This is a genomic window from Bradyrhizobium sp. USDA 4011 (assembly GCF_054063415.1).
The window spans coordinates 5524443-5545334 of record NZ_JBSSGG010000001.1; the positions used below are offsets into that span (position 1 = coordinate 5524443).

18 protein-coding genes, 1 pseudogene and 1 riboswitch are annotated in these 20892 nt (G+C 65.4%); of the genes and pseudogenes, 10 read left to right on the forward strand and 9 right to left on the reverse strand.

Annotated features, from left to right (window positions below):
* The first annotated feature begins 568 nt into the window (after positions 1-568).
* Positions 569-679, forward strand: a riboswitch (guanidine-I (ykkC/yxkD leader).
* 78 nt (positions 680-757) lie between these two features.
* From ACVW1C_RS25915 to uca, 6 genes and pseudogenes are all read left to right on the forward strand, one after another.
* Entirely contained in the window at positions 758-1831 is a 1074-nt protein-coding gene (locus ACVW1C_RS25915; protein WP_456760821.1) for a putative urea ABC transporter substrate-binding protein, read from the forward strand.
* 59 nt (positions 1832-1890) lie between these two features.
* The gene (locus ACVW1C_RS25920) at positions 1891-2709 is read left to right on the forward strand and encodes an ABC transporter permease (RefSeq protein ID WP_456760822.1); all 819 of its coding nucleotides are present in this window, start codon (positions 1891-1893) and stop codon (positions 2707-2709) included.
* Positions 2706-3493 (forward strand): annotated as a pseudogene (locus tag ACVW1C_RS25925) (ABC transporter ATP-binding protein); the annotation flags it as partial. The gene ACVW1C_RS25920 and the pseudogene ACVW1C_RS25925, both read left to right, overlap by 4 nt.
* A gap of 42 nt (positions 3494-3535) precedes the next feature.
* Positions 3536-4381, forward strand: a complete 846-nt coding sequence (locus tag ACVW1C_RS25930) for an urea amidolyase associated protein UAAP1 (RefSeq protein WP_456763174.1) — start codon at positions 3536-3538, stop codon at positions 4379-4381.
* Positions 4378-5031 carry an urea amidolyase associated protein UAAP2 gene (locus tag ACVW1C_RS25935; RefSeq protein WP_456760823.1) on the forward strand — a complete coding sequence of 218 codons (654 nt, stop codon included), beginning with the start codon at positions 4378-4380 and terminating at the stop codon, positions 5029-5031. Before ACVW1C_RS25930 ends, ACVW1C_RS25935 begins: the two co-directional genes overlap by 4 nt.
* Positions 5032-5034: 3 nt before the next feature.
* On the forward strand, positions 5035-8577 hold the full coding sequence (uca, locus tag ACVW1C_RS25940; protein ID WP_456760824.1) for an urea carboxylase: 3543 nt from the start codon (positions 5035-5037) through the stop codon (positions 8575-8577).
* 130 nt (positions 8578-8707) lie between these two features.
* On the opposite strand, the gene ACVW1C_RS25945 is transcribed toward uca, so the two are convergent.
* The 6 genes from ACVW1C_RS25945 to ACVW1C_RS25970 all read right to left on the reverse strand — a co-directional run bounded on the left by ACVW1C_RS25945 (position 8708) and on the right by ACVW1C_RS25970 (position 15541).
* The gene (locus ACVW1C_RS25945) at positions 8708-9403 is read right to left on the reverse strand and encodes an ABC transporter ATP-binding protein (protein ID WP_176529142.1); all 696 of its coding nucleotides are present in this window, start codon (positions 9401-9403) and stop codon (positions 8708-8710) included.
* Positions 9403-10152: an ABC transporter ATP-binding protein gene (locus tag ACVW1C_RS25950; RefSeq protein WP_456760825.1), complete on the reverse strand. Its 750-nt coding sequence runs from the start codon at positions 10150-10152 to the stop codon at positions 9403-9405. Before ACVW1C_RS25950 ends, ACVW1C_RS25945 begins: the two co-directional genes overlap by 1 nt.
* On the reverse strand, positions 10149-11441 hold the full coding sequence (locus ACVW1C_RS25955) for a branched-chain amino acid ABC transporter permease (RefSeq protein WP_456760826.1): 1293 nt from the start codon (positions 11439-11441) through the stop codon (positions 10149-10151). Before ACVW1C_RS25955 ends, ACVW1C_RS25950 begins: the two co-directional genes overlap by 4 nt.
* Complete coding sequence (locus ACVW1C_RS25960) at positions 11438-12385, reverse strand: branched-chain amino acid ABC transporter permease (protein WP_229167922.1); 948 nt, start codon at positions 12383-12385, stop codon at positions 11438-11440. Before ACVW1C_RS25960 ends, ACVW1C_RS25955 begins: the two co-directional genes overlap by 4 nt.
* 135 nt (positions 12386-12520) lie before the next feature.
* Positions 12521-13759: a branched-chain amino acid ABC transporter substrate-binding protein gene (locus ACVW1C_RS25965; protein WP_456760827.1), complete on the reverse strand. Its 1239-nt coding sequence runs from the start codon at positions 13757-13759 to the stop codon at positions 12521-12523.
* A 420-nt stretch (positions 13760-14179) separates the two neighbouring features.
* Positions 14180-15541 carry a TetR/AcrR family transcriptional regulator gene (locus ACVW1C_RS25970; protein WP_456760828.1) on the reverse strand — a complete coding sequence of 454 codons (1362 nt, stop codon included), beginning with the start codon at positions 15539-15541 and terminating at the stop codon, positions 14180-14182.
* On the opposite strand from ACVW1C_RS25970, the gene ACVW1C_RS25975 reads away from it, so the two are divergent.
* Positions 15528-16592 carry a ketopantoate reductase family protein gene (locus ACVW1C_RS25975; RefSeq protein ID WP_456760829.1) on the forward strand — a complete coding sequence of 355 codons (1065 nt, stop codon included), beginning with the start codon at positions 15528-15530 and terminating at the stop codon, positions 16590-16592. The two genes, ACVW1C_RS25970 and ACVW1C_RS25975, sit on opposite strands and share 14 nt — an antisense overlap.
* A 142-nt stretch (positions 16593-16734) precedes the next feature.
* Positions 16735-16929 carry a hypothetical protein gene (locus tag ACVW1C_RS25980; RefSeq protein WP_456760830.1) on the forward strand — a complete coding sequence of 65 codons (195 nt, stop codon included), beginning with the start codon at positions 16735-16737 and terminating at the stop codon, positions 16927-16929.
* A 273-nt stretch (positions 16930-17202) separates the two neighbouring features.
* Here ACVW1C_RS25980 and rnk read toward each other — a convergent pair whose 3' ends face one another.
* The 3 genes from rnk to ACVW1C_RS25995 all read right to left on the reverse strand — a co-directional run bounded on the left by rnk (position 17203) and on the right by ACVW1C_RS25995 (position 19034).
* Positions 17203-17622 carry a nucleoside diphosphate kinase regulator gene (rnk, locus tag ACVW1C_RS25985; protein WP_456760831.1) on the reverse strand — a complete coding sequence of 140 codons (420 nt, stop codon included), beginning with the start codon at positions 17620-17622 and terminating at the stop codon, positions 17203-17205.
* Positions 17623-17940: 318 nt separating this feature from the next.
* Complete coding sequence (locus tag ACVW1C_RS25990) at positions 17941-18471, reverse strand: chromate transporter (RefSeq protein WP_456760832.1); 531 nt, start codon at positions 18469-18471, stop codon at positions 17941-17943.
* Positions 18468-19034: a chromate transporter gene (locus tag ACVW1C_RS25995; protein ID WP_456760833.1), complete on the reverse strand. Its 567-nt coding sequence runs from the start codon at positions 19032-19034 to the stop codon at positions 18468-18470. Before ACVW1C_RS25995 ends, ACVW1C_RS25990 begins: the two co-directional genes overlap by 4 nt.
* A gap of 112 nt (positions 19035-19146) precedes the next feature.
* Here ACVW1C_RS25995 and ACVW1C_RS26000 point away from each other — a divergent pair, with 112 nt between their 5' ends.
* Both ACVW1C_RS26000 and ACVW1C_RS26005 read left to right on the forward strand, forming a co-directional pair.
* Positions 19147-20064 carry a LysR family transcriptional regulator gene (locus tag ACVW1C_RS26000; protein WP_456760834.1) on the forward strand — a complete coding sequence of 306 codons (918 nt, stop codon included), beginning with the start codon at positions 19147-19149 and terminating at the stop codon, positions 20062-20064.
* 194 nt (positions 20065-20258) lie between these two features.
* Positions 20259-20807, forward strand: a complete 549-nt coding sequence (locus ACVW1C_RS26005; RefSeq protein WP_456760835.1) for a carboxymuconolactone decarboxylase family protein — start codon at positions 20259-20261, stop codon at positions 20805-20807.
* The last annotated feature ends 85 nt before the right edge of the window (positions 20808-20892 follow it).

Genomic DNA, 20892 nt, shown 5'->3' on the forward strand with positions numbered 1-20892 from the left:
GGGGATGCGGACTGGCCGCCAATTCCCGAAGCTGATCTTACGGCCAAACCAATCGAAAGAGTTTCTGCCAGCAAGCGGACGCTGATCGGCTCAGAAGGGGTAATCCCAATGCCCGGCAAGCCTCACGTTTGGCGGGCTGAGCGCGAGAGCGGCTTCTCCGTCGTTCGATCTGCGAGCCCCAGGTTCGAGCATGCTGCCGCCAAATTGAATTCTTGCTGTGCGGGCGTGCCGGCTCGACGAGCAAAATTCATGGGTTGGTAGATAGCAAAGGCCTGACGGTTCGCTTGTTCGGACTGCCGACGTCGCATCGCGGCGCCAGGCCGTAGCGGCCATGCAGACCGCGCCAGAGGCCGTCGCACAGGGCACTCAAAAGTTTGCGCACCGAACATCCCCTCGACATTAGCTTTGGCGTGATCCTGCTGATGTCACCGGCGAAATGACAGAGCCATTTCTGGGCAGGCCTGCGTAGTTTTTGAGCAAACGGCCATTGCTGCGACGCGACCCGCGCCAAAGAATCTCATGAGATTCAAATACCGGCCCCGTGGCACGCCTCGTGCATCAATGGCGCTGAGTTGGCCGCTAGGGTTCCGATCTTGCGAAGCAAGGTGCTGGTCCGAGAGCAGCCGCTTGCGGGGGAGACATCCCCGCAGGTGCACGGCGGGATAAAAGCCCGGGAGACCTCGTTAGCCAAGGGATTGGCGGAGCGATGGTCTTTTCGCCAGTCCCTTTTTGTGAAGTTTCGCAAGAGGGATCGGCAATGAACAAGTTCTCTTTCTTCCTCCGCTCTGTTGTCACCGGCTGCGCGATCGTGCTCGCGGCCGCATCCGTCGCTGACGCCGCACCGAAGAAAAGCTTCAAGGTCGCCTGGTCGATCTATGTCGGGTGGATGCCGTGGGGCTATGCGGCCGACACCGGCATCGTCAAGAAGTGGGCCGACAAATACGGCATCACGATCGAGGTCAAGCAGTTCAACGACTACGTCGAATCGATCAACCAGTACACCGCCGGCGGCTATGATGCCGTCACCATCACCAACATGGACGCGCTGTCGATTCCGGCGGCAGGCGGTGTCGACACCACCGCGATCGTGATGGGCGATTTCTCCAATGGCAACGATGCCGTGATCCTCAAGAACAAGTCGGATCTGGCCGCGATCAAGGGACAGACGGTCAATCTGGTCGAATTCTCGGTGTCGCATTATCTGCTGGCACGCGCGCTCGAGACCAGCAAGCTGAGCGAGAAGGACGTCAAGGTCGTCAACACCTCCGATGCCGACATCGCCGCCGCCTACAAGACGCCCGACGTCAACGCGGTCGTGACCTGGAATCCGATCGTGACCGAAATCCTCGGCTCGCCCGATGCAAAGAAGGTGTTCGACTCCTCGCAGATCCCCGGCGAGATCATGGACCTGATGGTGGTGAATACGGCGGTCGCCAAGGACAATCCGGATTTCGCCAAGGCGCTGGTCGGCATCTGGTACGAGACGCTGTCCAAGATGACGGCGAACGATCCCGCCGCGAAGGCCGCCAAGGAGGCGATGGCCAAGGCATCCGGCACTGACCTTGCCGGCTTCGACAGCCAGCTCTCGACCACAAAATTGTTCGACAAGGCCACCGACGCCGAAGCGTTTACGCGCAGCCAGACCATCGGCGTGACCATGGACCGCGTCCGCAAGTTCCTGTTCGAGAAGGATCTGCTGGGCAAGGGCGCGAAGTCGGTCGACGCGGTCGGGATCGAGCTCGCCGACAAGTCGGTGCTGGGCGACAAGTCGAACGTCAAGCTGCGCTTCGACCCGACCTACATGGACGAAGCCGCCAAGGGCAAGCTCTGACGCCAAGCTCTGACGCCAAGCCCTGACGCGCATCGCGTCGCCTCAAGCAGGAGCTGGACATGCGACTTGTGAACATACGGCCGGGACGGCAGACGCGATTCTATCTGCTCGCGCTGCCGTTCGTATTGGTCGCAATCGCCTACTTCGCCGGCTCCAGCGCGCGGCTCACGCAAAACCCGAACGACAAGCTGCTGCCGGCGCTGCCCAGCATGGTGCAGGCCGTCAAGCAGATGGCGTTCGAGGTCGACCCGCGCACCGGCGGCTATCTGATGGCCTCCGACACCGTCGCCAGCCTGGGGCGGCTGGGGTCGGCGCTGGCGATCTCGACGGTGGCGGCGCTCGTCCTCGGCATCGTGATCGGGCTGTTGCCGGGCGCCAATGCTTTGCTCGGGCCGTTCGTGTCCGTCACCTCGATGGTGCCGCCGCTGGCATTGCTGCCGATCCTGTTCATCGTGATGGGGCTCGGGGAGAATTCGAAGATTGCGTTGATCGTGATCGGGACGCTGCCCTGCATGATCCGCGACCTCGCCATGAAGGTGCAGGAGCTGCCGCGCGAGCAGATCGTCAAGGCGCAGACGCTCGGCGCCTCGACCTGGCAGATTGCGCTGCGCGTCGCGATGCCGCAAACCCTGCCGCGGCTGATCGACGTGCTGCGGCTGCAACTCGGCCCGGCGTGGCTGTTCCTGATCGCGGCCGAGGCGATCGCCTCGGATTCCGGGCTCGGCTACCGGATCTTCCTGGTGCGCCGCTATCTCGCGATGGACGTCATCATCCCCTACGTCGCCTGGATCACGCTGCTGGCGTTCCTGATCGATGTCGGCCTGCGCGTCATGCAGCGCAGGCTGTTTCCCTGGTTCGCCTCGGTGAGGGCGGAATGAGCGCGATCCGGTTCGACGACGTCTGGAAGGAATATGGCGACCACATCGTGCTCGAGCGCATCACGATGGAGGTCGAGCCGCGCGCGTTCATTGCGCTGGTCGGTCCGTCCGGCTGCGGCAAGACCACGCTGCTGCGGATGCTGCTCGGCGAGGAGCAGCCGACGCGCGGCCATATCCTGGTCGATGGCAAGCCGTTGCCCGGCGAGCCGGACGCCGACCGCGGCGTGGTGTTCCAGCGCTACTCGGTGTTTCCGCATCTGACCGTCTTGCAGAACGTCATGCTCGGCCGCGAATTGCGCGACGCCAAATTCACGGCGCGGCTGTTCGGCGCCGCGCGGCGCGCCGCGACCGACGACGCCATGAAGCTGCTCGCGGAGGTCGGGCTCGCCGGTCAGGAGAGCAAATATCCGTCGGCGCTGTCGGGCGGCATGCAGCAGCGCCTCGCGCTGGCGCAGGCGATCATGCGCGGTCCAAAAATCCTGCTGCTCGACGAGCCGTTCGGCGCGCTCGATCCGGGGATCCGCGCCGACATCCATCTGTTGATGAAGCGGCTCTGGAACGAGACCCACCTGACGGTCGTGATGGTGACGCACGACCTCAGCGAGGCGTTCGGGCTCGCGACCCGCGTGATCGCGCTGGAGCGGCAGCGCAATCGGCCGGAGGAGCGCGAGCGCTACGGCGCCACGGTGTCGCGCGACCTCGAGATCTTCCCACGCCGCAGCGCGGAGCCGCGGTCATCCATTCAACCAGCTCCGACCGGGACGGCCCGGTCAGACAAGGAGCATCAGCCGGGACGGCCCGGCGCTCTCGTCTTGAAGGAGCAACCATGATCCTCGCAGAGGAACAGAAGGCCGAGATCGCGGCGCATACCCGGCGCTACAACGAGTTGAAAGCAGCGGGGCAGGAGCATGCGCCGCGGGCGCTGCCGCCGCCGACCGCGCGCGACGCTGCGCCGATCGCCACCGATGCGATCATCCATCGCGAGGTGATTCCGGCCGGCTGGTACTGGACCACGCGGCTGAACCGCGGCGATACGCTGCGTATCGTCAACAGCTCGGGGACATCGACCGTCAGCCTGCTCGCCTGGAACGGCGCTGACACCACCGAGCGGCTCAACCACGCCGACACCATCAAGGTGCAGTGGGCGGCGCGGCTGCAGAAGGGACGCGTGCTGCTCTCGGACATGGGGCGCGCGCTGTTCGGCATCACCGAGGACAGCAGTGCCGCGCATGATGCGGTGGTCGGCGGCTCGACCGCGGCGACCAACCTTGCCAAATATGGCGAAGGGAATTTCCGCAATACGCGCGACAATTTCATCCTCGCCGCGGCCAAGCTCGGGCTCGATCGCCGCGACGTCCATCCCTGCGTCAGCTTCTTTGCACCGGTCGCGATCGCCGCGGACGGCAAGTTCGTCTGGTCCGACGCGCGCCGGCAAAAGGGTGATTTCGTCGATCTGCGCGCGGAGATGGACCTGCTGATCGCGCTGTCGAACTGTCCGCATCCGCTCGATCCGGCGGAAAGCTATCCGCAGGCGAGCGTGGAGATCGTGCGCTACCGCGCCGATGCGATTGCGGCTGACGATTTGTGTCGTACCGCTACCGCCGAGGCGATCCGCGCCTATCAGAACAATGCGCTGTATTTCGGCGAGACCTGCGAAGGAGCCGCGCGATGACCACGCAATCCGCTGAGACCCGTGGCCGCGTCGTTCTCGACGTCGAAATTCCCGCGCGCAAGCCGTGGTCGGCCATCATCCGCAAAGGCCAGACGCTGCGGATCACGGACACTCATGGCCAGCAGGCGGTCGATACGCTGTTCTATCGTGCCGACGACTTTGGCGAGCGCTACAGCGGCCAGGATACGCTGCGCGCGCAGGGCTCGGCCTATGTCGGGCTCGGCACGCGGATCATGTCCAATGAGGGCCGCGTGATGTTGCGCGTCACCGCCGATAGTTGCGGCCTGCACGACACATCGGCGGGCGCCTGCTCCTGCGAAAGCAACACCGTGCGGTTCGGGCACCAGACCCGCTACCAGCACGCCTGCCGCGAGAATTTCGTGATCGAAGCCGCGAAGTACGGCATGTCGAAGCGCGACATCGTGCCGAACCTGAACTTCTTCATGAACGTACCGATCGATCCCGCCGGCAATTTCACGGTGGTCGACGGCGTCTCCAAGCCCGGTGACGCGATCGAGCTGGTGGCGGAGGTGGACGTGCTGTGCCTGATCTCGAACTGTCCGCAGATCAACAATCCCTGCAACGGCTTCTTCCCGACGCCGGTGCAAGTCACGATCTTCGATGCGACGATCTTCGAGCCGGAGGCGTGAGGCATGTTCAGCAAGGTCCTGATTGCCAACCGCGGCGAGATCGCCGGGCGGATCGGCAGAACATTGCACCGCATGGGTATCGGCTCGGTCGCGGTCTATTCCGACGCCGACCGCTTCACGCGGCCGGTGCTCGAGGCCGACGAGGCGGTGCGCATTGGCCCGGCGCCGGCGGCCGAGAGCTATCTGAACGTCGATGCGATCATGGCGGCCTGTCTTGCGACCGGCGCGCAGGCGGTGCATCCCGGCTACGGCTTCCTGTCGGAGAACCGCCGCTTTGCCGAACGGCTCGCCGAACATGGCATCAAATTCATCGGGCCGCGACCGGAGCACCTTGACGCCTTCGGACTCAAGCACCGTGCGCGCGAGATCGCCGAGCGCAGCGGCGTGCCGCTGCTGCCCGGCTCCGGCCTGCTGGAGACTATCGACGAGGCGGTGCAACAGGCGGAAGCGATCGGCTTTCCGGTGATGCTGAAGAGTACGGCGGGCGGCGGCGGCATCGGCATGCAGCTCTGCCACGACATGGCGACGCTGCGCGAACGCTTTGAATCCGTGCAGCGCACGGCGCGGGCGAGCTTCGGCGACGCCCGGGTCTATCTCGAGCGGTTCGTCGCCCGGGCGCGCCACATCGAGGTGCAGATCTTCGGCAACGGCAGGGGCGATGTGGTCGCGCTCGGCGAACGCGATTGCTCGTTGCAGCGGCGCAACCAGAAGGTTTTTGAAGAGACGCCGGCGCCGGGGCTGTCCGCCGAGATCAGGCGGCGGCTGCACGCGGCCGCGGTGTCGCTCGGCAAGGCGGTGGCCTACGAATCCGCCGGCACGGTGGAGTTCATCTACGACGTCGAACGCGAGGACTTCTACTTCCTCGAGGTCAACACCCGTCTCCAGGTCGAGCATCCCGTCACCGAGCAGGTCACTGGCGTTGACCTCGTCGAATGGATGATCCGGCAGGCGGCCGGCGAGAATGTGCTGGGCAAGGCCGGCGCGCTCGCACCAAGGGGCGCGGCGATCGAGGTGCGACTCTATGCCGAGAACCCGGGCGCCGGCTTCCGCCCGAGTGCGGGCCGCCTGACGCAGGTCGCCTTTTCACCCGACGCGCGGATCGACGGCTGGATCGAGACCGGCACCGAGGTTTCGCCGTTCTACGATCCGATGCTGGCCAAGATCATCGTGTCGGCCGAGACGCGCGAGGCGGCGATCGCAAAGCTGACGCAGGCGCTGGATGAGACGGTGGTGGCCGGGATCGAGACCAATCTAGATTATCTCCGCGCGATCGCGGCGTCTGACGTGTTCCGCAGCGGCAAGGTGGCGACCAGCGTGCTCGGCGCGTTCGCCTATCGCCCGCGCACCATCGATGTCGTCGCACCCGGTGCGCAGAGCGGGGTGCAGGAATTGCCCGGCCGCTTGCACCTCTGGCATGTCGGCGTGCCGCCGAGCGGGCCGATGGATGAGCGCTCATTTCGTCTCGCCAACCGCGTGGTCGGCAATCCGGAAACCACGACCGCGCTGGAGCTGACGGTCAACGGGCCGGCCTTGCGCTTCAACACCGATGCAATTGTGGCGCTCACAGGCGCGCGGATGAAGGCGTCGCTCGACGGCGCGGAGATCGCCTATCACGAACCGGTCGCGGTGCGTGCCGGCCAGACACTCGCGATCGGCAGCATCAAGGGGCCGGGGCAGCGCAGCTATCTTGCTGTGCGCGGCGGCATCGGCGTTCCCGAAATTCTCGGCTCGCGTGCTGTGTTCGCACTCGGCGCATTCGGCGGCCACGCAACGGGTTCGCTGAAGGCCGGAGACGTGCTGCATATCGGTGCGGAATCATCCGACATTGCAGCGCCACGGCGCGCCACGGAGGACGAGTATCCACAGCTCACATCGACGTGGCAGATCGGCGTGGTCTACGGCCCGCACGGTGCGCCGGACTTCTTCCTCGACGAGGACATCGAAACGCTGTTCGTGTCGAGCTACGAGGTGCATTTCAACAGCGCCCGCACCGGCGTGCGGCTGATCGGTCCGAAGCCGCGCTGGGCCCGCACCGATGGCGGCGAGGCCGGGCTGCATCCGTCAAACATTCACGACAACGCCTATGCGGTCGGCTCGATCGATTTCACCGGCGACATGCCGATCATTCTCGGCCCCGACGGACCGAGTCTCGGCGGCTTCGTCTGTCCGGCGGTCGTCGCGCGCGACGAGCTGTGGAAGATCGGCCAGCTCCGGCCCGGCGACACGGTTCGGTTCGTTCCGGTGAAACGCGACGATCCGGTTGCCGGCCCTACGGTGCTGCGCGCGCCCGAACTCGGCTCGGCCATCGTCGGGCGCAACGATGATGGCCCGATCCCGGTGGTGTACCGGCGCGCCGGCGACGACAATCTGTTGGTCGAATATGGCCCGATGGAGCTCGACATCGCGCTGCGGCTGCGCGTGCATGTGCTGGCGCAGGCGCTGGAGGAAGCAAAACTCGGCGGCCTGATCGACCTCACGCCCGGCATTCGCTCGTTGCAGATCCATTATGACGGCACGGCGCTGTCGCGAACGAAGCTGCTCGATGTGCTGCGGCGGACCGAGCGTGAACTGCCGCCGGTCGACGCGATGCGGGTGCCGAGCCGCACCGTGCATCTGCCGCTGTCGTGGCGGGATCCAGAGGCCGAGCTTGCGATGCGCAAGTATCAGGAATTGGTCCGCGCGGATGCGCCGTGGTGTCCGTCGAATGTCGAGTTCATCCGGCGCATCAACGGCCTCGGCAGCGAGGACGACGTCCGCCGCATCGTGTTCGACGCGGATTATTTCGTGCTCGGCCTTGGCGACGTCTATCTCGGTGCGCCGGTGGCAACCCCGCTCGACCCGCGGCACCGGCTGGTGACCACCAAGTACAATCCGGCGCGGACCTGGACGCCGGAGAACGCGGTCGGCGTCGGCGGCGCCTATATGTGCATCTACGGCATGGAGGGGCCGGGCGGCTACCAGCTGTTCGGCCGCACCATCCAGGTCTGGAACACCTGGCGCACCACGCGGGTGTTCGAGCCCGGCCATCCCTGGCTGCTGCGGTTCTTCGACAAGATCCGCTTCTTCCCGGTCGATGCCGATGAACTGCTGGACGCCCGCGCCGCATTCCCGCACGGCCAATACGACATCAGGATCGAGCAGGGCGAGTTCTCCTACGCCGACTATGCCAAGTCCCTGGCCGCCGCGCGGCCGTCGATCACGGCATTCAAGGCGACGCAGCAGGCGGCGTTCGATGCCGAACGCCAGCGCTGGGGCGAGATGAAGCTCGACGAGGCGCCGGCCGAGTCGATTGATGCGACGGCAATCGCGACGGGGATTCCCGACGGCCAGGTCGGCGCCTTCTCCGAAGTGCCGGGCAACATCTGGAAGATCCTGGTCGAGGAGGGCGTCAAGGTCGCAGCCGGTGACACACTCGCCATCATCGAGTCCATGAAGATGGAGATTAGCGTCCACGCGCCCGCGGCGGGCCGCATTGCGTCGGTGCCGGTCAAGCCCGGACAAACGCTGCGCGCGGGCGACGTGGTGGCGTTGATCCGGCCGGGGTAAATCGTTTCGTTCCATTGCTGCGACGCCAACCGCGTCATTGCGAGCGAAGCGAAGCAATCCATGGTGCCACAGCAGCGGAGGGGGATTGCTTCGTCGCTGCGCTCCTCGCAATGACGGAGCCAATCCCGCCTCACACCTCGAGCCATTCCTCGCGAATGGCGGCGTTCGCCTTGAGCTGGTCGGGGGTGCCTTCGAACACGACGCGGCCGTGGCCCATGATGTAGACCCGGTTCGAGATCTTCATCGCGATCGACAGCTTCTGCTCGACCAGCAGGATGGCGACGCCGGCCTTGGCGATCCGCGCGATCAGCTCGCCGACCTGCTGCACGATCAGTGGTGCGAGGCCTTCGGTCGGCTCGTCGATCATCATCAATTCGGGATCGCCGAGCAGGGTGCGGCAGGTGGTCAGCATCTGCTTCTCGCCGCCCGAGAGCACGCCGGCCGGCGTGTCGGCGCGGCGGGCGAGGTTGGGGAACATGTCGAGCATCTCCTGCAGCCGCCACTTGCCGGGGCGTCGCGGGTCCTTGATGCCGAGAATCAGGTTCTGGCGAACCGTCAGGCTCGGGAAGATGTCGCGATGCTCCGGCACATAGCCGAGCCCGAGGCGTGCGATCTTGTGGCTCGGCAGGCCTGCGATGTCCTTGCCCTTGAAGCGGATGGTGCCCTGCGGCGGCACCTCGCCCATGATCGCCTTGACGGTGGTCGAGCGGCCGACGCCGTTGCGGCCGAGCAGGCTGACGACCTCGCCGGCGGCGATGTCGAGATCGACACCCTGCAGGATGTGGCTCTTGCCGTAATAGGCGTGGAGATTCCTGACCTCGAGCATCAGTCGACCTCCTCGCCGAGATAGGCTTCCTTGACCTTCGGGTTACCGCGGATTTCCTCCGGGGTGCCGGAGGCGATGATGTGGCCGTAGACCAAGACCGAGATGCGGTCGGCGAGGCCGAACACCACGCTCATGTCGTGCTCGACGATGACGAGCGTGCGTCCTTCGGTGAGGCGGCGGATCAGCGCGACGGCGCGCTCGGTCTCGGCGTGGCTCATGCCCGCGGTCGGTTCGTCCAGCATGATGACGCTGGCGCCGCCCGCGATCGTGATGCCGATCTCGAGCTCGCGCTGCTCGGCATAGGTGAGCAGGCCCGCCGGCACGTCGCGGCGATGGCTGAGATGGATGTCGTCGAGAATCTGCGCGGTGCGCTGCTTCACCTCGGGCAGGCTGTCGACGTTCTTCCAGAACGCATAGCGGTGCCCGGTCGCCCACAGCACGGCGCAGCGGACGTTCTCCCACACCGTCATGCGGGCGAACACGTTGGTGACCTGGAACGAGCGCGACAGGCCGCGCCGGTTGATCTCGAACGGCCGCAGCCCCGAGGTGACCTCGCCGTTCAGCCGGATCTCGCCCGAGGTCGGCTTGATGTGGCCGCTGATCAGGTTGAACGTCGTCGACTTGCCGGCGCCGTTCGGGCCGATGATGGCGTGACGCTCGCCCTTGGCGACGGTCAGATTGAGGTCGCGGATGATGGCGACATTGCCGAAGCTCTTCTCGACGGCGTTGACTTGGATGGCAGCGGTCATGCCAGATACCCCCGATCACGAGCCACCGTCGCGGCGCGATCCCAGGCTTCCGCGACGCGCCGCCAGGTGATGCGCGCAACCAGGAAGCCGCCGACGACGAGAATCGCCGCAGTCGCCCAGGTCGTCGGCGCCGTGGCGGCGAAGGGAATGCCGAGCAGGTTGATGGCGTCGCCGCCCGAGAAGCGCGCGACCGTCTCGATGGCGAGGATGATGCCGAGCGCGAGTGCCAGGGTCGGAATCGCCGCGACCAGATAGGACGGGATCACGGTGCGGAGCGTGCCGGCGCGGATCAGCGGACGGTGCTTCATCAGGATGCCGGCGATGCCGCCCGGCGCGAACATCACGATGGCGATGAAGATGATGCCGAAATAGAGCTGCCAGACCGAGGTGACGTTGGTCAGCCCGAGCTGCAGATACGTCACCAAGATGGCGCCGAGGATCGGACCGAAGAAATAGGCGGTGCCGCCGATGAAGGCCGCGAACAGCACGAGGCCCGACTGCGTCGCGCCGAGATAGGCGGAGTTGGCGATCTCGAAATTGATCGCGGCGAGGCCGCCGGCGATGCCGGCGAACAAGCCGGCGAACATGTAGGCGAGGTAGCGCACCACATGCGGATCGTAGCCGATGAACTCGACCCGCTCCGGATTGTCGCGCACCGCGTTGCAGATGCGCCCGAGCGGCGTGCGGGTCAGCGCATACATCGCGATCGCCGAGACCATTACCCAGAACGCGATCAGATAGTAGACCTGGAGCTGCGGCCCGAAGGTCCAGCCGAACAGCGGCATCAGCGCGGTGCGGTCGGTGGTGATACCGGATTCGCCGCCGAACACGCTGCGCAGGATCAGCGACGACGAGGCGACCAGCTCGCCGATGCCGAGCGAGATCATCGCAAACACCGTGCCGGCGCGCTTGGTCATGACCCAGCCGACCAGCAATGCGAAAGCCATGCCGCCGATACCGCCCATCAGTGGGATCACCGGCAACGGGATCGGCCAGTTGTGGCTCGCGACGGCGTTCATGGCGTGGACGGCGAGGAAGCCGCCGAGGCCGTACTGCACGGCATGTCCGAACGACAATAGCCCGGTCTGGCCGAGCAGGATGTTGTAGGATAGCGCGAAGATGATCGCGATGCCGATCAGGCTGAACGAGGTCAGCGAGCCGCCGGACGAGAACACCAGCGGCAGCACGACGAGCGCTACGGCTGCGATCAGCCAGATGCCATAGAAGCTCAGGGCGCCGCCGGACTCTTCTTTGGCCACTGCGGCAGCGGGGGTCGCAGCGTTGCTCATGACTCGCGCGTTCCCAAGAGGCCCATGGGGCGGAAGATCAGGACCAGCACCAGCAGCAGATAGGGCAGGATCGGCGCGATCTGCGCGATCGTGACGTTCCAGATGTCGGTGAGGGGCGAGGCGCCGAGGCTCGGATCGAGCGGCCCGAACACGCTGGCGAGCGAACCATTTAGCGCGACCGCAAAGGTCTGGATCAGCCCGATCAGGAGCGAAGCGATGAAGGCGCCGGGCAGCGAGCCGAGGCCGCCGAACACGATGACGACGAACAGGATCGGGCCGAGCAGCGCGGCCATGTCGGACTGGGTCACCAGCGAGGGACCGGCGATCACGCCGGCGAGACCCGCCAGCGCGCTGCCGACGCCGAACACCAGCATGAACACGCGGCCGACATTGTGGCCGAGATGGCCGACCATGCTCGGATGAGTCAGCGCGGCCTGCACGATGAGGCCGACCCGCGTCCGCTTCAGCGTGACCAGCAGCGCGATGAAGATCACGACCGAGACCACCAGCATGAAGATCTTGTAGGCGGGGTAGTTGGTGGAGAACACGGTGAAGGCCGGAAAGTCGAGTGCGGCCGGGACCCGGTAGTCGACCGGGCTCTTGCCCCAGATCATCGAGACGATTTCCTCGATCGCGAAGGCGAGACCGAAGGTCAGCAGCAGTTCGGCGACATGGCCATGCTTGTGGGTGTTGCGCAGGCCGTAGCGCTCGACGCCCATGCCGACCACGCCGACCAGCAATGGTGCGATCACCAGCGCCGGCCAGAAGCCGATCCACCGGGTGAGCTGATAGCCGAAGAACGCGCCCAGCATGTAGAAGCTCGCATGCGCGAAGTTGAGCACGCCCATCATGCTGAAGATGACGGTGAGCCCGCTGGACAGCAGAAACAACAGCATGCCGAACAGGACGCCGTTGAGCGTCGAGATGACGATGAGCTCAGCCACGGCGCACCCGCTTGAGACTGGAACGGTTCACGTAATCAATAACCTGTCGATGAAATGAACTACGGCACCATCACGCTGCCGGAAGACGAACGCCTCCGCAACCCTGTGGTCGCGGAGGCGCCTTGCAGCGGCCGATCAGGGCCGCTTCATGTTGCAGGTGGTCGGAAGCATCGTCTGATCGGTGTCGATCTTGGAGACGGGGTGCCAACCCCAGCCGGTGTTCTCTTCGTCGAACGGCTCCTTGGCCTTGTCGGCCAGCGTTCCGAACGAGGAGATGATGATCGGCTGGAAGAACTGGTGGTCGTCCTTGCGCATGAAGCCGTCGCCGCCGTCGAACACTTCGAACTTCATGCCCTCGAGTGCAGCCGCGACTTTCACCGGATCGATCGAATTGGCCTTCTCGGCCGCGGCCTTGAACATCCGCATCTCGTTGACGGCGCGCGGATACCAGACGGAAATGCCGGTCTTGGCGCGGAAGTCCTTCTCGAAATCCATCGCCGCCTTGTTGCCGGAGTTCGGGATGCCCTCGCTGATCTGGAACACCTGGTGGTCGAGACCGGTCTGCTTGATCGCGGTCGGTCCACCGGCGCCGCCGGCATAATAGGTGTACCAGTTGACCTTGAGGCCGGCATCGGCCGCGGCCTTCAGCAGCAGCGCGAAGTCCTGGCCCCAATTGCCGGTCACGACCGTGTCGGCGCCGGACGCCTTGATCTTGGCGATGTAGGGCGAGAAGTCGGTGACCTTGAGCATCGGGTGCAATTCGTCGCCGACGATCTGGATATCCGGCCGCTTTTCGCCCAGCATCTTGCGCGCTTCCGATCGCACCGACTGGCCGAACGAGTAGTCCATGTTGATCAGATAGACCTTCTTGATCGACGTCTGGCCCTTCATGTAGTTGGTCAGCGCGGCCATCTTGATGTCCGAGTTCGCATCCCAGCGGAAATGCCAATAGCTGCACTTCTCGTTGGTCATGCTCGGATCGACCGCGGCGTAGTTGAAGTAGAGCACTTCCTTGCCGGGGTTGCGCGAATTGTTCTTGGTGACGAAATCCTCCAGCGCGGCGCCGACCGACGACCCGTTGCCCTGGGTGATGTAGTGGATGCCGGCGTCGACCGCCTTCTGCGCCTGCACCAGGCTTTCCTGCGGATTGGTCTTGTTGTCGAGCGGGACGATCTCGACCTTGTGGCCGAGGATGCCGCCCTTGGCGTTCAATTCGTCGGCGAGGTACTGAAACGTCTTCAGGCCGCCTTCGCCAACGCTGGCGCCGCCGCCGGAGAGCGGATCGATGTAGCCGATCTTGATGGTTTCCTGCGCGGACGCCGCGCCTCCCAACACCGTCAACGCTGCCGCAGCGGCAACGATCAGCTTACGCATCCTGCGTTCCTCCTATGCTCATGTTTCTGATTGATCTTCAGCGATCGAGGCCGTCTCATAACCCCAATTGCCGCGCCTCCGCAACTTTCGCTTTGAATATGGCGTCAAGTTTTAGCGCAAGGTAGTATGATGTTATAGGCTATGGGCCGACGAAGCCCGAGGCCGTTTTGAACCATAAGTAAACTTTTGGATGAGAGCGCGCGCCTGGTTCTCGGTTCGGAACCGGCGTCGTCCGTGGTCCGCGGCTCTTTACCTCCCCTTGAAAAGGGGAGGTCGCTTCGCTCGCGAGAGCGAAGCGGGTGGGGATCGGCTCTCTCCGCGGACAGCATCGCCCGCGGCTGACCCCCATCCCGACCTTCCCCCCTTTCAGGGGGAAGGAGACGACCGGGATCGCGCCAGTGGCGGGACGCGAATGGCGATTCAAGCCGGATGCCGGCGCGGCTTGAGTCCCGAGAGAAACAACTGCGCGAAATGATCGGCGATCTCGGCCGGAGACCAGTCACGCGTGGTCTTGAACCAGATCGGATACCAGTGGCCCATTCCGGTCAGAATACGCTCCGCGAAGTAGGTATCGATGCGGCGGAAGCGGCCCTCGTCGATCCAGCGCTGATAGCTGTCCTGGTCCTGCCGGATCGTCGCCAGCACCTGACCGACATAGGCCTTCCGGTCGACTTCGTTGAGATAGTTGATGTTGTGGTAGGTCGCCTTCGGGCCGCAGGGCGTGTCGTGCAGCATCAACAGCAAGCGGATCCTCTGCACGATGTGATCGAATGCGCCGAGGCTCTGGTCCTGCAGGCGCTCGCGAATGCTGATCTCGCCGGCGAGCCCGCGTCGCAGGCAAGCCAGCAGCAGGCTCTCCTTCTCACTGAAGTGATAGTAGATGCCGGCGCGGGTCATGCCCGCATCGACGGCGATGCTCTCGAGCGACGTGCCTGATGCGCCTCTGCGGTTGAAGCTGTCGGAAGCAATCGAAAGCATCCTGTCGAACTTCGCGGCCCGCTTGTTCAACGCCGCGCGAGACGCCAGGAACGGGGCAAGGCTGAGCGGTTCGGGCATCTCGGGAACCGCGATCTCGCGCCGGTAAACGCCGTGCGTGATGATGTCATCGATGGCATCGATAGCCTGCTGGCGCGTGTAGTAGTCGCGTTCGGACAGCCAGAACGGAACCCAGTCCAGGATGGAGATGAGCGCCACCGCCGTGAGCAGCGGTTCGTCGCAGGCGATCGAGCCGTCCGCTACGCCCCGATCCAGAATTTCCGCAAGCCGCGCGGCATTCTGCCAGCGCTTGGCGTGGACTTCGCTGCTGTAGGGCGCAGCAAGCGCATCGATATCGGTGAACAGGATCATGCGCTGGGCTTCAGGCCGCAGCCTGCCGCGCACGAAGCGTCTGATAATCTCGAGCCCGTCGATGCCGGGCTCGGCGGCCGCTTCGATCTCGTGCCGATATATCTCTAGTCCGCGCAGATAGCAGTGGAAGATCAGATCCTCCTTGTCGCGGAAATAGTGGTACAGCGCGCCCGGCACGGCCCGCACGGACGCCGCGACCTGCTCCATCGTCACGTTCGCGTAGGAGTGGCGGGCAAACAGCCGGGAAGCTGAGAGTAGGATTTCTTCAGCCCGATCCGTCGGGTCGGCGGCGACTTGCAAGCTCGAATGCCCTTCCTGATCGCGGGACGAAAATCCGTACGCGAGATAATCCCCTTGGCAGCAGCTTGTCGATCTGCGATAGACGTTGGTATACCATACACCAGCGGCTTTTGGAGAGAGCATGGCGCGCAACATTCTGATCCTTGGGGCTTCCTACGGCTCCCTGCTGGGGACCAAGCTTCTGATGGCGGGGCACAACGTGTCCCTGGTGTGCCGCAAAAACACTGCGGACCTGATCAACCGCGACGGCACCGAGGTGCGCATCAAGCTGCGTGACGAGAAGCAGCATCGCTCGATCTTCTCGCGCGACCTGCCGGGCAACCTCGACGCCGTCACGCCCGCCGATGTCGACGTGTCGCGCTACGACATGGTCGGCCTCGCGATGCAGGAGCCGCAATATACCAACCACACGGTGCGCGTGCTGATGATCAAGATCGCGGCGGCGAAGCTGCCGTGCCTTTCGATCATGAACATGCCGCCGCTGCCGTATCTGAAGCGGATCCCCGCGCTCGCCGGCATGGACCTCGAGGAGGCCTACACCAACGCTCAGGTCTGGGAGCGCTTCGAGCCGGGCCTCGTCACACTGTGCTCGCCGGATCCGCAGGCATTCCGTCCGCCTGAGGAGAAGGCCAACGTGCTGCATGTCGGCCTGCCGACCAATTTCAAGGCCGCCGTGTTCGCCGACGACAAGCACAACAAGGTGCTGCGCGAGCTCGAAGCCGACATCGACGCGGTGACGCTCGACGGGCAGGACGTTCCGGTGAAGCTGAAAGTCTTCGACTCGCTATTCGTGCCGTTGGCGAAATGGTCGATGCTGCTGACCGGCAATTATCGCTGCATCACGCCGACCGAGCCGCAATCGATCCGCGACGCCGTGCACGGCGACCTTAGCCGCTCGCAGGCGATCTACGATCATGTCGACGCCATCGCGCGGCAGCTCGGCGCCGACCCTGGCGATCAGGTGCCGTTCGCGAAATACGCCAAGGCGGCCGAAAGCCTGCTCAAGCCGTCATCGGCGGCCCGCGCGGTCGCCGCCGGCGCGCCGTTCATCGAGCGCGTCGACCTGCTGGTGAAGCTGATCTCGCATCAGCTCGGCACACCGAGCGCCGAGATCGACCGCACCGTCGAGACCGTCGACCAGAAGCTGAACGAGAAGATCGTGCAGGGCGGCTCGGGCGCCGAGTAACCGAACGACGTGTTGGCGGGGGCGGGAAGCGCCCTCGCCATGCATCGGCGATCAGCAAAGCCTGTGATCGCGACTGCCGAACGCATGGCTCGGCCTGTTCAGCTGGGCTACGCTCGCGCAGTTGCAGTTGGGAGCCACCAACATGCCGATCAAAACGCTTCCTCTTCTTGCAATCTACGGCGACCTGGACCGCGCGCGCGATATCATGCGCGCCTGGCAGCCGCTCGACCAGCTTTCCCCCGACGACGCCGAGATCGTCGTGAAAGCGATCGCCGAGGGCATTGCGCGCGGGCGCCGGCACGGGCTGGAAATGGGGCAGGGCCACCTGGCGGCTTAAGCCACGCGCTGAGCGATTCTGATATCGCCAGCACGTGAGGTGAGCACGCCGGCCAGGCTCCCTCTCCCCTTGCGGGAGAGGGTGGGGAGAGGGTGGCCCCGGGCGAGATGATTGACGTGGGTGTCGCTATCGCCGCGCCGACCGTGCCGTACGAATCTTGAGAGAGACCGTCGTGTGGCACCCCTCTCCCCAACTCTCCCCCGCAAGGGGGGAGGGAGCCCTTCCGCCGGTGACTCCCCTACGAGAAGTTAGTCACCCCTCGAGGGTGTGCCGCTAGCTCTGCTGCTTCACGGCCAGAATCGTCACCGCGCGTGTCTGGTGGCTCGGCGTCTGGAAATCGATGGTCTGGCCGACCGACAATCCGATCAGTGCGGCGCCGACCGGCGTCAGCACCGAGATGCGCCGCAGCGCGATGTCGGCTTCGTGCGGATACACCAGCACGACTTCCCTGATGTCGCCGGTCTCGTCGTCGCGGTAGCGCACGCGCGAGCCCATGCGGACCACGTCGGGCAGTTCGGAATCGTCGGCGACGACCCGGGCCCGGTCGGTTTCGCGGGCAAGGAACTGGGCCACGCGCGGAAACACCGCCATGCTGGAATCGGCCAGCGCGCTGAGGCGATGCGCCTCGCTCGCGGTGATGACGATCGGCGGCAATGCAGGAGCGGTAAAGTCGTTCTGAATGGTTCGGGTCATGTCGGTTGATCTTTGCGGTTGATCGCAGGCGCGGCGACGCCGGCGCGCGGATGTCTCGCGCGATGCGACGGGCCGAATGATTTTGATGATGTTATGATTTTGACGATGTCGAGAATCCGGACGGCGCGCGATCGCCGGCCGGCTAATTGCCTGCGTGCAGACGTCCAGCGCGCAAACCGAGGCGCGCAATGCGGGTGTCGATGATCAACATGTCGATCATGGCACCATCAACATAGCCGCTCGTGACGTCGCATCCATTGCGGCGAAAGCGCGCACGCGCCGCCTGGAACGACGCGCCATCGCCGCAACAGCCTGGCGTCAGGGCTGGCCGATGCCGGTGAGGCCGAGCATCGCGCCGGCGGCGAGCGCGAGCAGCGGATGGATGCGGGTCGTGGTGGTGGCGATCGCGACCATTGCCGCGATCAGGACAGTGCCCCAGCTCGAGGCGGAGGCATGGGTGATGACGATGGCGCTGGCGGTGACGAGGCCGGCGGTGACCGGAACGAGCCCGGCCTGCACCGTGCGGCGCCAGGGCCGGTCCTTGAAGCGTTCCCAGAGCCGAAGCGCGAAGCCGGTGACGAGCGACGACGGCCCGAACTTGGCGAGCGAGGTCACCAATACGCCCGGGAAGCCGGCGACGTGCCAGCCGACCAGCGGGACCACCATCATGTTCGGCCCGGGTGCGGCCTGCGCCAGCGCGAACAGCGCGCCGAATTCCTGCGCCGTCATCCAGTGATGGATGTCGACCACCTGACGCTGCATCTCCGGCAGGATGGTGTTGCCGCCGCCAAAGGCGAGCAGCGAGAGCTCGGCGAAAATCAGTGCGAGCGTGACCAGGATTGCGGTCATGACGCCTGCCTCGACCTGAGCACAATGCTGAGCGGCGCGAGCGTCAATAGCGTCGGCAGCAGCGGCAATCTGAACACCGCGATCGCCAGCACGCAGAGCGCGCCGATGACGAGGCCGAGTACATCGCGGCGCAACGGCCAGGCGATCTTGGTCGCGGTGGAGATCAGGAGCCCGGCTGCCGCCGCGGCGAGGCCGCCGAACAGATGACGCACCACCGGGTCGTCGGCGAAGCGGTCATAGATCACGCCGAGCCCGATCACGACCGCGGTCGGCACCGCGATCAGGCCGAGGATCGAAGCGATGGCGCCGGGAATGCCGCGAAACTTCAGCCCCACCGCCACCGACATGTTGATGATGTTGCCGCCGGGCAGGAACTGGCAGAGACCGAGCAAATCGGTGAACTCGGCGCCGGTCAGCCAGCCGCGCTTCTCCACCATCATGTGGCGCGCCAGCGGCAGCACGCCGCCGAAGCCGGTCAGTCCGAGGATGAAGAAGCCCGTGAACAACTCGCCGACATCAGGTGCGTCATGCTTGGCGGTCTGTGCGGCGGGTATGGCGTCCATCGGCGGGGCGGCTCCGGTTCGTTCGTTGTTGAACCGACTCTAGTTGGCCGCGTGCCAAATATCCAATATATGGATATGGGAATTTGCATATCTAATGCATATGGATCGACTGATGATCGAGCTGCGCCATCTCCGCTATGCCGTCGCGGTCGCCGACGAAGGTCACATCACCCGCGCCGCCGCGCGGCTCGGCATCCAGCAGCCGCCGCTGAGCCAGCAGATTCGTGCGCTGGAAACCGCGATCGGCGCGCCGCTGTTTCGCCGGCAGCCGCGCGGCGTCGAGCTGACCGCCGCCGGCCGTGCCTTCGTCGGCAAGGCGCGCGCGATCCTGCGCGATGCCGAGCTCGCGGTGGAAGCCGCGCGCCGCGCGAGCCGCGGCCAGGAGGGGCAACTTGCGATCGGCTTCACCTCGTCGGCCGCCTTCCATCCCTTCGTCACCGGCGTGATGCGCGAAATGCGCGAGCGCGCGCCGGCGATCACGTTGTCTCTGGAAGAAGCCTCGACCGGCGAGTTGATCGAAGCCGTCGAAGCCGACCGGCTCGACGCCGCATTCGTGCGCTCGCCGAGCGAGCGGCTGGAGAACCTGACGATCACGCATCTGCTGGACGAGGAGATGCTGGTCGCGTTGCCCGACCATCATCCGCGCGCCCGCAAGGACACGCGCCGGCGGATCTCGCTGGCCTCGCTCGCCGACGAGCCGCTGATCCTCTACCGCCGTCCGACCGGGCCCGGCCTCTACGACAGCATCATCGCCGCCTGCCGCGCGGTGGGCTTCAGCCCAAAAGTGGCGCAGGAGGCGACGCGGATGGTGTCGACGCTGAGCCTCGTCGCGGCCGGGCTCGGCATTTCGATCGTGCCGGAATCGATGGCGCGGCTGGGGACCGCGGGCGTGTCCTATCTCCGCCTCGACCGCGCCACCGGCCTGGTCGCGCCGCTCGCGCTGGCCCGCAAGAAGGGCCCCGCCGCCGGCACGCTCGGCCGCCTGCTCGGGATCGTGACGCGGCGGGTGAAGGACCGTGCCGGAGTTTGAGGCAGTATCGCGCGACCTAGCCGGGCGCCAGCGCAGGCCCCGCGGATGGCGTGGAATGTGGGGAGTTTGGCGAACGCTCGCGTCCGGGCGCGGCTAGATAGCTCCCATCGAACTCCGATGCCGGCGCGTCGATCGCAACAGCTCGGTTGAGTCCGGCGGCCTCGGGTTCAATCACCACAGTGAAAGGCAGTTCGATGGCACGTTTTCCTGTCCATACGCTCGACTCCGCGCCGGAAGCCTCAAGGCCCGCCCTGCGTGACGTCGAGGCGCGGTTTGGCACGATCCCTAACCTTGCGGCGACGATGGCGACGTCGTCGGTGCTGATCCAGAGCTTCATCGGCATCTTCGACAAGGTTCACGGCGGCAGCTTCACCGAGCAGCAGATCCAGACCGTGCTGCTCACCGATGCGGTGACCAATGGCTGCACCTGGGCGGTCGCGCTGCATTCCGCGCTCGGCCTGCAGGCCGGCCTCGATCCTGAAGATGTCGATGCGATGCGTGCCGGCCGCTCGCCTGCCGACAAGACCCTCGGCGCACTCTCGACGTTGGCGAGGTCGCTGATCGAAAAGCGCGGGCGGCTCGACGACGAGGAAATCGAACGATTCCTGGCGGCCGGGTTCTACAAGGACCTCGTGCTCGAGGTGATCACCATCGTGGCGGCATCGACCATCACCAACTACACCGGCAGCGTGACCAATCCGCCGCTGGAGCCGGCGTTGCAGGCGCATGCCTGGAATGGCTGAGCCGATCTCAGCCGGCCGGTTGATCACAAGCGAGGCGCTCTACTTTACCTCGCCCCGCGTGCGGGGAGAGGTCGGAACGCATCGC